The sequence below is a fragment of the Pseudomonas sp. St290 genome (assembly GCF_018325805.1).
Lineage (GTDB): Bacteria > Pseudomonadota > Gammaproteobacteria > Pseudomonadales > Pseudomonadaceae > Aquipseudomonas > Aquipseudomonas bijieensis.
The window spans coordinates 3,014,631-3,026,623 of sequence record NZ_AP014703.1 but is presented as its reverse complement, the minus strand read 5'-3'; the positions used below and the strand labels follow the sequence as shown (position 1 = coordinate 3,026,623).

The following is an 11,993-nucleotide window of genomic DNA, read 5'->3' as shown; positions in this document are numbered from 1 at the left end:
CCATGACATCCAGCTCACTGGCCCGGCGCCTGATCGATCAATTCCAGCATGGCCTGCCGTTGTGCGCCGAGCCCTATCGAGCCATGGCCGAGACCTTGGGCTGCAGCGAAGCCCAGGTCATCGACTGCCTGCAACACCTGCAAGTGGCCGGGACCTTGTCGCGGGTCGGCCCGGTGTTCGAACACACCCGGGCCGGCGCCAGCACCCTGGCCGCCCTGGCTGTGCCCGAAGACCGCTTGCACCAGGTGGCGGCACGCATCAGCCAATACCCGGAAGTCAATCACAACTATGCCCGGGAACATCGCTACAACCTGTGGTTCGTACTGACCGGCCCCACCCGTGCCCACCTGGAAAACATCCTCCAGGAACTGGAACACGACACTGGTCTCACCCCGCTGGACCTGCCCATGCTGACCGCCTATCGCATCGACCTGGGCTTTGCCCTGGAGGCCACCCCATGAAAAACGCCCTGAGTGAGCAACAGTCACTGGAACTGCGCCGTCTGCTGGAGACCGGCCTGCCCCTGACATCGCGGCCCTTCCAGGCCCTGGCCGAGCAGATCGAGGCCAGCGAGCAACAGGTGCTCGAGCAGATGCAGCACTGGCATGGACAGGGCCTGTTCCGCCGCGTAGGCCTGGTGGTCAACCATCGCGCCTTGGGATTTGCCGCCAACGCCATGCTGGTGCTGGACGTGCCCGACGCCTTGGTCGATGAAGTCGGCCGTCGCCTCGGCCAGGCGCCGGGCATCAGCCTTTGCTACCAACGCCCCCGGCGTCTGCCCCAGTGGCAATACAACCTGTTCTGCATGATCCACGGTCGCCAGCGTGACCGTGTCGAAGCCCAGGTCCAGGCGCTGCTGGAAGAGCATCTGCTGGACGACCTGCCCCACCAGTTGCTGTTCAGCACGCACCTGTTCAAGCAATGCGGCGGACGTTTCGCCGCGCCGGCCGGAGCCCGTATCGATGGATGACCTCGACCGCCGCCTGATCAATCGCCTGCAACTGGGACTGCCGCTGGTCCGTCATCCTTGGCAGGCCCTGGCCCATGAACTGGACAGCAGCGCTAGCGAATTGCTCGACCGCCTGCATGAGCTGCTCAACGACGGCGTGCTCACCCGCTTCGGCCCGATGTTCGACATCGATCGCCTGGGCGGTGCGTTCACCCTGGCGGCGCTGGCGGTGCCCGAGCCGCGCTTCGAGGCCATCGCCGAGCTGCTCGCGGACATGCCCGAGGTCGCCCACAACTACCGCCGCGAGCACGCCTGGAACATGTGGTTCGTGCTCGCCTGCCCCAGCGAACAGGCGATCAACGACACCCTGCTGCGCATCGAACATCTGACCGGCCTGGTGCCGCTGAACCTGCCCAAAGAGGAGACCTACCATGTCGGCCTGTATTTCCCCGTCTGAGTCTTTGTGGCAAGCGCCACCACGGCTGGATGAAACGCCCCTGGCCCTGCGGCTGGTGGAACTGACCCAGGCCGGCCTGCCCTTGCTCGAAGACCCCTGGGCCTGGCTGGCCGAGCAACTGGGCCTGAGTGTGGAATCCACCCTCGACCTGCTCAAGCGCTTGCAGGCCGAAGGCGCGATCCGCCGCATCGCGGCCGTGCCTAATCACTATCGCCTGGGCTATCGCCACAACGGCATGACGGTCTGGGACGTGGCCGACGCCGACATCTCGCGCCTTGGCGCGCTGCTGGGCGCGCAGCCCTTCGTCAGCCATTGCTACCGGCGCCCGCGCCGGCCCGGCTGGCGCTACAACCTGTTCGCCATGGTCCATGGCCGTAGCCGCGAAGAAATCGACAGCTACCGCGAACACCTGCGCTACCTGCTGGGGGACGCCTGTGCCGCCGACGACATGCTGGTGAGCAGCCGCATCCTGAAAAAAACCGGCCTGCGCCTGTCGCCAAGCCTGGGCTGAACCCGCATGCCGACCGAAGGAGCGCTTTTATGTTGAGGATAAGCCACTACCTGCGAGCCCTGGCCGGGCAATGCCCCGCTCCACGAGTCGCGCCACCGGGCAGCCAGCGCCCGCCGGTGGTGATCTGGAACCTGCTCAGGCGCTGCAACCTGACCTGCAAACACTGCTATGCGACCTCGGCCGACAGCGTGTTTCGCGATGAACTGGACACCGCGGCGGCGCTCCAGGTCATCGATGACCTGCATGATGCCGGGGTGCGCGTGCTGATCCTGTCCGGCGGCGAACCCCTGCTGCGCGACGACCTCTTCCAGCTCAGCGCCTATGCCCGCGGCAAGGGCTTTTTCCTCGCCCTGTCCACCAACGGCACACTGATCGACGCGAGCAATATCCAGCAAATCAGCGAGGCACACTTCGACTACGTCGGCATCAGCATCGACGGCCTGGAAGCGATCCACGATGAATTCCGCCAGCTCAAGGGCAGTTTCGCCCGCTCCATGGCGGCCATCCGGCTCTGCCGCGAACAAGGGATCCGGGTCGGGTTGCGCACCACCCTCACCCAGCAGAACCATGCTCAACTGCCCCGGTTGCTGGACCTGATGAACGAATACGATGTGCAGAAATTCTATCTGTCGCATCTGAACTACAGCGGACGCGGCAAGCGCAGTCGCAAGCTCGATGCCCACCAGCAGATGAGCCGCGAGGCCATGGCCTTGATCTTCGAGCGGGCCTGGCACGACATTGAACAGGGCCGCGACAGTGACTTCGTCAGCGGCAACAACGACGCCGATGCGATCCTGTTGCTGCAATGGGTATCCCGCCGACTACCGCAACACTACACCGCACTGGAACGGATGCTGCGGGCCTGGGGCGGCAACGCGTCGGGTAGCGGCATCGCCAACATCGACAATACCGGCGAGGTCCACCCCGACACGTACTGGTGGCAGCACTCGGTGGGCAATGTCCGCCAGACCCCATTCAAGAGACTCTGGTCAGAGCGCCCCGATGCCCTGCTGCTCAAGCTGCGCGAACACCCGCGGGCCGTGGGTGGCCGCTGTGGGCAATGCCGCTGGCTGGCGATCTGCAACGGCAATACCCGCACCCGCGCCTGGGCCGACGGCGACCTCTGGGGCCAGGACCCCGGCTGCCACCTCAGCGACGAAGAAATCGGCTTGCACGCGATCCCCAGCGTTGCGACGCCCTGCGCCTGATAACCGACGGCGAACCTGATATCGAACCAAGGAAGTCCCATGCCTGCCTCCATCGTTTTGCCCGCTGCCCTGCAATCGCCCTTCAGACCGGGTGAAGTCGCCCTGGTCGGCGCCGGTCCCGGTGACCCGGGCCTGCTGACTCTGCGCGCCTGGAGTCTGTTGATGCAGGCCGACGCGGTGGTCTACGACCGTTTGATCAGCCCGCAATTGCTCAGCCTGATCCCACTGACCTGCGCCCGGCATTACGTCGGCAAGGCCGCCGGTTGCCACAGCCTGCCCCAACCGCAGATCAACGAACTGCTGGCTGACCTGGCCGACCAGGGACAACGGGTGGTGCGACTCAAGGGCGGTGACCCGTTCATCTTCGGTCGCGGCGCCGAGGAGCTGGAGTATCTGCTGGCCCGGGGTATCGATTGCCAAGTCGTGCCGGGCATCACCGCCGCAGCCGGTTGCAGCACTTATGCCGGCATTCCCCTGACCCATCGCGACCTGGTCAATTCCTGCCGGTTCATCACCGGCCACCTGCAACGCGAAGGCGATTTGAACCTGCCTTGGCAAAGCCTGGCGGATGACAGCCAGACCCTGGTGTTCTACATGGGCTTGTCGAACCTGGGCACCATCGCCGCGCGGCTGATCGCGGCAGGCCTGGCGGCCGATACCCCGGCGGCGTTGATCAGCAACGGCACGCGGCCCGATCAGCAGGTCCTGCGCGGCACCCTCCAGCAATTGCCGGAGATGGCCCTGGCGTGCGCCGAAGGCCTGCCGACCTTGACGGTGATCGGCAAGGTGGTCGGTTTGTTCGCCCATCAGCTACTGGAGCATCCGGCCCGCCTGCACCCGGCCATACCGCTCCAGTCTGGTATCGCGAGGGTGGCATCATGAGAATCGGCTGGCTTGCCCCGTTGTTGTGGATCGGTGTCGTCCCGGGCGCTACGGCGGCTGAACCGGACCTGGCCTTGGCCGAACAGACCTACCAGCAACACTGCCAGCAGTGCCACGGGGTGAATCGCATCGGCGCCGCCGGGCCGGCGCTCTTGCCCCAGAGCCTGAGCCGGATCAAACCCGACGAGATCCGCCAGGTGATCGAAAATGGACGCCCGGCCAGCCAGATGGCGGCGTTCGGTGCGGTGCTGGAGCCTGCGCAGATCGATGGCCTGACCCACTATCTCCAGCGTCCGCCCGCCGTCGAACCGACCTGGAGCGAGGACGACACTCGTCGCAGTCATCGCCTGCTGGCGGATGTCGCTACCCTGCCCGATAAACCCCAGCACCACGCCGACCCGCTGAACCTGTTCGTGGTGGTGGAGGCTGGCGATCATCACGTCAATATCGTCGACGGCGATCGCTTCGAAGTCCTGGCGCGCTTCGCCTCACATTTTGCGGTGCATGGCGGCCCCAAATTTTCCCCCGACGGGCGCTTCGTCTATTTCGCCTCCCGGGACGGCTGGATCAGCCTGTATGACCTGCATAACCTCAAGCTCATCGCCGAGGTACGGGCCGGGCTCAATACCCGCAACCTGGCGGTGAGCAAGGACGGTCGCTGGGTGCTGGTGGGCAATACCCTGCCCGGCAATCTGGTAGTGCTCGATGCCCGCGACCTGTCACCGGTCAAGACCCTTGCAACGGTGGGGCTGGACGGCCAGGCGTCGCGAGTCAGTGCGGTCTATACCGCGCCGCCGCGCAACAGCTTCATCGTGGCTTTGAAAGACGTCAAAGAGGTCTGGGAACTGTCCACCGGGCCGAACCCGGACTTTGTGCCCAGGCGTATCGAGGCCGAGGATTACCTGGACGATTTTTCCTTCTCGCCCGATTACCGGCAATTGCTCGCCACCTCGCGCAAGGCTCAGGGCGGACAGGTGATCGATCTCGACACCGGCCGGGTCGTCACTGACATCGCCTTGCCGGGCATGCCCCACCTGGGCTCGGGGACCTATTGGAAGCGCGATGGGCATTGGGTGTTCGCCACGCCCAACATCAGCAAGGGCCTGATTTCGGTGATCGACTTCGACACCTGGAAAGTCATCAAGCAGATCCCCACGCTGGGGCCGGGTTTCTTCCTGCGCAGCCACGCCAACTCGCGCTACGCCTGGACCGATGTGTTCTTCGGCCCCGACAACGATGCCATCCACCTGATCGACAAACAGACCCTGGAAATCGCCCACACCCTGCGACCCGTGCCCGGCAAAACCGCCGCCCACGTCGAGTTCACCCGCGATGGCCGCTACCTGCTAGTGAGCATCTGGGATACCGATGGCGCGCTGATCGTCTACGACAGCAACACCCTCAAGGAGATCAAGCGCCTGCCCATGAACAAACCTTCGGGCAAGTACAACGTCGGCAACAAGATCGAGTTCGCCGAGGGGACGTCTCATTGAAAAAAAGGGGGCTGATGCGCAGCCCCAATAGCAAAGGCCTGTGGGAGCAAGGCTTGCCCGCGATGAACGATAACGCGGTTCCACTGTTTGACCGCGGCGTGGCTATCGCGGGCAAGCCTTGCTCCCACAGACAGCGTCGCCCCCCTTACCAGGTGAGCACCGCCCCCACCGCAAAGGTGTCGGTGTCTTCGTTCTGGGCACTGGTATCGTGGCCGTTGATTTCGAACTGGTTGTACTCGGCCACGAGCTTGAGGTTGTCGTTGATGTCGTGGAACAACGCGACGCCACGGGTTTCGTAATCGGCGCCACTGCCCACCACGCCATTGCCGTCGTCATCGGTCTTGCCGTAGGACAGCGCCAGGCGGTTCTTGCCCAGCTTGTAGGAGCCCTGCAACAGGTAGCCCTTGCTGTCGACATTGCGCAGGGTGGCTTCACCGGCGTTGTTGGTGAAGAACGGGTTGATGCCCTTGGCCTGGAACCCCGAACCGGTGAGCGACAACCCGCCCATCTTGGCCTGCACGCCATACCCCAGGCCCTTGGAAGTGACCGATTCGACGGTGGAGTCGGTATTGTCCGAGGTCTGGTAGCTGCCGTTGAGCCAGCTGTAGATCTTCGCCCCGCCCAGGTCGAACTGGTAGGTGATCTCGCTCTCGGTACGCGGGTTCTCCTGGTAGGCCTTGCCGGTGGCGCTGTTGTCGTTGGTGTCCACCGGGTCCATGATTCCCACCGCCACTCGCAAGCCATCCATCACCGGCGTGCGGTAGGTGATCTGCGAGGTCGGGAACGGGTACGGATAACCACTGCCGATGTTGCCGAACGAGACGCCACCGCCGTCTACCAGCCCCAGGGTGTCGCTGACCTGACCGTAACCGGCCAGCAGTTCGTCCAGCAGGATGTTGGAGCGGGCAAACAGACCGAAGTCTTTGCCGATCAGCACCTCGCCCCACTCCGGGTTGGCCACGGTGCCGTAGAACTGGCGCACGTCGATGGCGGTGTCGGTGCCGTTGGTTTCGCTGTCGTTGATGGTCACCCAGAACGAGGCCCGGGCACCGAGCTTGAGGTCATCGACCTGCTTGCCCATGTTGAAGCCCAGGTAGTTGGGCAAGAAGCCCATCTTGACCCGCGCCTGCCGACGGTCGTACTGCTCACCGGCGCGGTCCACGTCGCTGTTGACGTAAAAGGCGTTGATGTAACCGTCGGTGGAAAAGGTGGTCTGGTCCTTGTCATACAGCATGATTTCGGCGTTGGCCCAAGGCATCAGGCCCAGGCTCGAAACACCGGCGAGGACTGCAGGCAAAAAACGTTGGCGGGTATTTTTATTGTTGTGCATGGCGCGCTCCGCAACAGGGGACGGGATGTCGGAGGCGATTATCGAAAGGCGCCGGGGCGCGTCATACGCTGCCTTGGAGGCAATTGGCGAATGCTTTGGAAGCGCCGGCCTGGCGCGGCAGTTTGGGTGTAAGACGGCGAGGCTGGCGGGTGCGGCAGTTTGGGTGTAAGACCCCGATGCAGGCGGGTGCGGCAGTTTGGGTGTAAGACCCCGATGCAGGCGGGTGCGGCAGTTTGGGTGTAAGACCCCGATGCAGGCGGGTGCGGCAGTTTGGGTGTAAGACCCCGATGCAGGCGGGTGCGGCAGTTTGGGTGTAAGACCCCGATGCAGGCGGGTGCGGCAGTTTGGGTGTAAGACCCCGATGCAGGCGGGTGCGGTACTTTGGGTGGGGGCCGCAGGATGGCCGGGGAATGTAGGGGGGATCAATACCACCGACCTGTGGCGAGGGGATTTATCTGTGGGAGCAAGGCTTGCCCGCGATAACCGCGCCGCGGTCGAACAGTTGAAGCGCGTTATCGTTCATCGCGGGCAAGCCTTGCTCCCACAGATCCCCCCTCGCCACAGGAGCTTGCTCCCGCTGGCCTGCGCAGCAGGCCCCCTCACCTTTGGATCAGAACCTCGGCTTGACGGTTTTCCACTCCGGCCGGTAGCGCTGCATCTGCCGCACATCATCGCGCTGGCGGATGCCGCAACTGAGAAACTGGTCATGCAGCTTGCCCAGCTGATCGCGGTCCAGTTCCAAGCCAAGGCCAGGCGCCCGGGTGATCTTCACGCAGCCGTCGACAATCGGCAGCTTGCCGCCCTTGACCACTTCCTCATCCGGTTCCTGCCACGGGTAATGGGTGTCGCAGGCATAGTCCAGGTTCGGCACCGCCGCCGCCACGTGGGCCATGGCCATGAGGCTGATGCCCAGGTGCGAGTTCGAATGCATCGACACGCCCAGGCCGAAGGTGCTGCACATTTTCGCCAAGGCCTGGGTGTCCCGCAGGCCGCCCCAGTAATGGTGGTCAGCCAATACGATCTGCACGCTGTTCAACGCTACGCTACGGCGAAACTCGTCGAAATCGGTGACCACCATATTGGTCGCCAGCGCCAGTCCCGTGCGCTTGTGCAGCTCGGCCATGCCTTCCAGCCCCGGCGTCGGGTCTTCGTAGTACTGCAAGTCATCGCCCAGCAGCTCGGCCATGCGAATCGAGGTTTCCAGCGACCAGTTGGCATTGGGATCGATGCGCAGCGGATAGCCGGGAAACGCTTGTTTCAACGCCTTGATGCAGGCGACTTCATGCTCTGGATCGAGGGCACCGGCCTTGAGCTTGATGCTCTTGAAGCCATAGTCCTGGATCATCCGCCGGGCCTGGGCAACGATCTGCTGCTCGTCGAGCGCCTCGCCCCAACTGTCTGGCGGATACGGCGAATCGATGTGCTCGGCATACTTGAAAAACAGATAGGCGCTGAACGGAATCTCGTCGCGAATCGCACCACCCAACAGGTCCACCAGCGGCACGTTCAGGTAGTGGGCCTGCAGGTCCAGGCAGGCCACTTCGAACGCCGAATAGGCATTGCTCACTGCCTTGCTCGCATGGGAACCCGGCGCCAGTTCGGCACCGGCCAGGCTCGGCGGTTTCTGCGCGGCGACGGTCGCCTGGACGATGGCTCGCAACTGGTTGAGATTGAACGGATCGAGGCCGATCAACTGGCTCTGCAACTGCTGCTGGATCGCCAGGGCCGGCGCATCGCCGTAGCTCTCCCCCAGGCCGATGTAACCGTTGTCGCTCTCGATCTCGATGATCGAGCGCAGCGCGAACGGCTCATGGATGCCGCTGGCGTTGAGCAAAGGTGGGTCGCGAAAGGCGATGGGGGTGACAGTGACGCGTTTGATCTTCATACAGCGGCTCCCGATGGGCCAGGGTTCAAGGCTTGGGGTTTTTCCGGTTGACCCGCAACGGTATCGGCAACGGTTTCAGGTCGGCCGGACAATGAATTCGGCGTATCGCGGCCCGGCTTGGTGCGGGCAAAGAAAATCACCACGGCGGCAACCAGGGAGGTGATTGCCAGCCCATACAGCCCACCTTCGATGGACCCGGTGGTTTGCTCCAGGAAACCGAAGGCCGTCGGCGCCACGAAGCCGCCGAGGTTGCCGATGGAGTTGATCAGGGCGATCACCGCCGCGGCGATGCGCGCATCCAGGTAGCCCTGAGGAATCGGCCAGAACAACGCCGACGCGGCCTTGAAACCGATCGCCGCAAAACAGATCGCCACGAAGGCAAAGATCGGCCCACCCGTGGTGGACATGAACATGCCGAACGCAGCCACCACCAGCGTCACCGCAACCCAGGCCTGCTGGAACTTCCATTTGCCGGCCAGGGCGGCAAAGCCGTACATGGCAACGATGGAAATGATCCACGGGATAGAGTTGAGCAAACCGACCTGGAAGTCCCCCAGGTTGCCCATTTTCTTGATCATGCTCGGCAGCCAGAACGTGGCGCCGTAGATGGTCAGGGCGATGGAAAAGTAGATGAAACAGAACAGCGCGATCTGTCGGTCGGCCAGCAACTTGAACATCGACGGCTTGATCACTTGCGCCGCTTCCCGGGCCCGTTGCTCTTCGGCGATGGCGGCGATCAATACGGTTTTTTCTTCAGTCGTCAGCCATTTGGCCTGGCTCGGGTGCGATTGCAGCCAGAACCAGACGAACCCGCACAGCACAATGGAGGCGAAACCTTCGATCAGGAACATCCACTGCCAGCCATGCAGGCCCATCCCGCTGATATGCAGCAAGGCGCCGGACACCGGGCCGGAAATCACCGAGGCGATGGCCGAGCCGCTCAGGAAGATCGCCATCGCCTTGCCGCGCTCATTGGCGGGCAGCCATTGGGTGAAGTAGTAGATGATGCCGGGAAAGAACCCCGCCTCCGCCGCGCCGAGGATGAAGCGCAGCACATAAAAACTGGTCTCGCCGCGCACAAAGGCCATGGCCATGGCCGCCGCGCCCCAGGTGAACATGATGCGCGTCAGCCAGGCCCGCGCGCCGTAGCGTTGCAGCAGCATGTTGGACGGCACTTCGAACAGCGCGTAGCCGATGAAGAACAGCCCGGCGCCGAGCCCGTAGGCCGCGGCACCGATGCCCAGGTCGGTTTCCAGGTGACTGCGCACGAAGCCGATGTTGACCCGGTCGATGTAGTTGACGATGAACATCACCACCACCAGCGGCAGGACATGACGTTTGACCTTGGCCGCCGCGAGCGCCAGGGTGCTGTCATGGGTGGAGTCCGTTACGTTATTCAAGGGGTGCCTCCCGATCATTGTTTTTGTGGGGAACGGGACGATGATGGACGCGGTGGATTGTTCCCGTCTAATCTAACTTGGCACTTGATTGATACCTGGATTGAATCAATGTTTGAACTGGCCCAGTTGCGCTGCTTCACCACCGTGGCGACCGAACTCAACTTCCGTCGCGCCGCCGAACGCCTGAACATGACCCAGCCACCGCTGAGCCGGCAGATCCAATTGCTGGAACATCACCTGGGCGTCGAGCTGTTCACCCGCAGTACCCGCAGCGTGGCGCTTACCGCCGCCGGCCGGGCGTTTTTCATCGAGGCGCAAAACCTGTTGGAACAGGCGCAACAAGCTGCCGTAGCCGCCAAACGTTTTGCCCAAGGCGACATTGGCTCGATGACCATCAGCTTCGTCGGCAGTGCGGTGTATGAGTTTTTACCCAAGGTGATTGCCGAGGCGCGGCTGAAACAGCCCCAAGTGAAGATCGTCCTGGCGGAAATGAACACCTACCAACAACACGAAGCCTTGCGCGCCCGGCGCATCGACCTGGGCATCGTCCGCTCGCCGCTGCTGGAAACCGGCTACGCCACCGAATGCCTGGTGCGTGAGCCCTTCGTGCTGGCGGTGCCTGCCGGGCATCCGCTGGCCAGCGCCGAATCCGTCAGCGTCCAGGACCTGGATGGACAGCCGTTCCTGATGTACTCCCACACCGCCTACCCGCCCTTCAACGAACTGCTTACCGGCATGCTGCGCTCGGCCCGGGTCGCGCCGCAATTCGTGCAATGGCTGGGGTCGTCGCTGACGATCCTGGCGCTGGTCAACGCCGGCATGGGCCTGGCCCTGGTACCGCGTTGCGCCACCAGCGTGGTGTTCAAGCAGGTGGTGTTTCGCGAGATCGACCTGGGCGAAGGAGTGCAAAGCGAGTTGCACCTGGTGTGGCGCGAGGACAACGACAACCCGGCGTTCACCATGTTGCTGGAGGGGATTCGGGGGGCGGTTCGGGAAGGATTGTGAAGGCGGAGCAACAAGGCCCACGCGGTTGGCAGTGCCTGACGGAACCCAACGTTCCACCGAGCTTCATGGACTTAGGTTGTGAGGGCGCTTGCGGCGCCCCCACAACACTACCTGGCGACTACCCAGGCTTGTAGTTATCCAGTACTCGATTGACCGCTAGCTCACCCAACATGATGACCCGTTGCAGCACCAGCATCGTTTGGCGCCTTGGGCCGTCCGTCAAATCGGTGAGGTCGCTGACCATCACGCTGGCGGATGCCAAGGATTCGCACGCCTCAACGAGTAACGTTTCGTCATCCACCGCTGCGTCGATGGTGAAGATCGTGCTGGGCTTGCGGGGCGGTATCTGCGTTTTCGTTGCCCTGGGGTTCAGGTAGTGCTTGAGCGCGCGGTCTGCCGCCTCTTTCAACTTTTCAGGGTCGAGAGAGTCGCCGTAGAGTACCGAGTCGATATCCGGGGGGTTCGGAGTTACTTTGAACATAATTAACAATTCCTACATTGGAGCTGCAACCGTTCTCGACTAAAAGAAGGGTGGCGGCTGTACGCAGGTTAGTCGACCGGTAGGAATTGGTAAAACCCGGCGCGCCCGAGGACGCCCTGCGCACAACCACCATTTAGTGCAGGAATATAAATAACCTGACTGAACGGTGCTCAAGCACCTTACCAAACCTGATGGGCGACTAAACCCGACCACTGATGGGCAGTGGCAGGTAAACGATAGAAGCCAGGGGCAAAGCGCACAAGCCAGCGGATTCTGACGCATGCGTAAGTAAGGACGCAAGGTCTCGTAGCCTTTGGGGCGCTATGTGGAATGTATTTAAACGTGTCGCGCTGGATATGTTTACGGAAATTAAACATGGCGACTTTTCTTCG

Annotated in this window: 12 protein-coding genes; 8 read left to right on the top strand and 4 right to left on the bottom strand. The window is 62.9% G+C overall.

Features of this window, described 5'->3' with window-relative positions; translation table 11 throughout:
* The first annotated feature begins 2 nt into the window (after window positions 1–2).
* Genes PBDP_RS13330 through PBDP_RS13300 form a run of 7 tightly spaced genes read left to right on the top strand, consistent with a single transcriptional unit; the run spans window position 3 to window position 5,500 of the window.
* The gene (locus PBDP_RS13330) at window positions 3–461 is read left to right on the top strand and encodes an Lrp/AsnC family transcriptional regulator (RefSeq protein ID WP_109756155.1); all 459 of its coding nucleotides are present in this window, start codon (window positions 3–5) and stop codon (window positions 459–461) included.
* Window positions 458–970: a siroheme decarboxylase subunit beta gene (ahbB, locus tag PBDP_RS13325; protein ID WP_212802376.1), complete on the top strand. Its 513-nt coding sequence runs from the start codon at window positions 458–460 to the stop codon at window positions 968–970. The genes PBDP_RS13330 and ahbB (PBDP_RS13325) overlap by 4 nt, the downstream gene beginning before the upstream one ends.
* Window positions 963–1,406, top strand: coding sequence for an Lrp/AsnC family transcriptional regulator (locus PBDP_RS13320; protein WP_163853895.1), 444 nt, complete (start codon window positions 963–965; stop codon window positions 1,404–1,406). The genes ahbB (PBDP_RS13325) and PBDP_RS13320 overlap by 8 nt, the downstream gene beginning before the upstream one ends.
* A complete protein-coding gene (gene ahbB, locus PBDP_RS13315; protein ID WP_116832249.1) occupies window positions 1,381–1,917 on the top strand; it encodes a siroheme decarboxylase subunit beta in 537 nt (178 codons plus the stop codon). The genes PBDP_RS13320 and ahbB (PBDP_RS13315) overlap by 26 nt, the downstream gene beginning before the upstream one ends.
* A gap of 29 nt (window positions 1,918–1,946) precedes the next feature.
* Window positions 1,947–3,125 (top strand): heme d1 biosynthesis radical SAM protein NirJ, encoded by a 1,179-nt coding sequence (nirJ, locus tag PBDP_RS13310; RefSeq protein ID WP_212802375.1) that lies wholly within the window; start codon window positions 1,947–1,949, stop codon window positions 3,123–3,125.
* A 39-nt stretch (window positions 3,126–3,164) separates the two neighbouring features.
* Window positions 3,165–4,007: a uroporphyrinogen-III C-methyltransferase gene (cobA, locus tag PBDP_RS13305; RefSeq protein ID WP_212802374.1), complete on the top strand. Its 843-nt coding sequence runs from the start codon at window positions 3,165–3,167 to the stop codon at window positions 4,005–4,007.
* Entirely contained in the window at window positions 4,004–5,500 is a 1,497-nt protein-coding gene (locus PBDP_RS13300) for a nitrite reductase (protein WP_116832247.1), read from the top strand. Before cobA ends, PBDP_RS13300 begins: the two co-directional genes overlap by 4 nt.
* Window positions 5,501–5,645: 145 nt before the next feature.
* Here PBDP_RS13300 and PBDP_RS13295 read toward each other — a convergent pair whose 3' ends face one another.
* The 3 genes from PBDP_RS13295 to PBDP_RS13285 form a co-directional block, all read right to left on the bottom strand.
* A complete protein-coding gene (locus PBDP_RS13295) occupies window positions 5,646–6,830 on the bottom strand; it encodes a porin (protein WP_109756162.1) in 1,185 nt (394 codons plus the stop codon).
* A 610-nt stretch (window positions 6,831–7,440) separates the two neighbouring features.
* The gene (locus PBDP_RS13290) at window positions 7,441–8,715 is read right to left on the bottom strand and encodes a glucarate dehydratase family protein (RefSeq protein ID WP_212802373.1); all 1,275 of its coding nucleotides are present in this window, start codon (window positions 8,713–8,715) and stop codon (window positions 7,441–7,443) included.
* The gene (locus PBDP_RS13285) at window positions 8,712–10,133 is read right to left on the bottom strand and encodes an MFS transporter (RefSeq protein WP_240337729.1); all 1,422 of its coding nucleotides are present in this window, start codon (window positions 10,131–10,133) and stop codon (window positions 8,712–8,714) included. The genes PBDP_RS13290 and PBDP_RS13285 overlap by 4 nt, the downstream gene beginning before the upstream one ends.
* A gap of 90 nt (window positions 10,134–10,223) precedes the next feature.
* Here PBDP_RS13285 and PBDP_RS13280 point away from each other — a divergent pair, with 90 nt between their 5' ends.
* Window positions 10,224–11,120 carry a LysR family transcriptional regulator gene (locus PBDP_RS13280; protein WP_212802372.1) on the top strand — a complete coding sequence of 299 codons (897 nt, stop codon included), beginning with the start codon at window positions 10,224–10,226 and terminating at the stop codon, window positions 11,118–11,120.
* Window positions 11,121–11,238: 118 nt separating this feature from the next.
* Here PBDP_RS13280 and PBDP_RS13275 read toward each other — a convergent pair whose 3' ends face one another.
* On the bottom strand, window positions 11,239–11,601 hold the full coding sequence (locus PBDP_RS13275) for a DUF6124 family protein (protein WP_212802371.1): 363 nt from the start codon (window positions 11,599–11,601) through the stop codon (window positions 11,239–11,241).
* Between the last annotated feature and the right edge of the window lie 392 nt (window positions 11,602–11,993).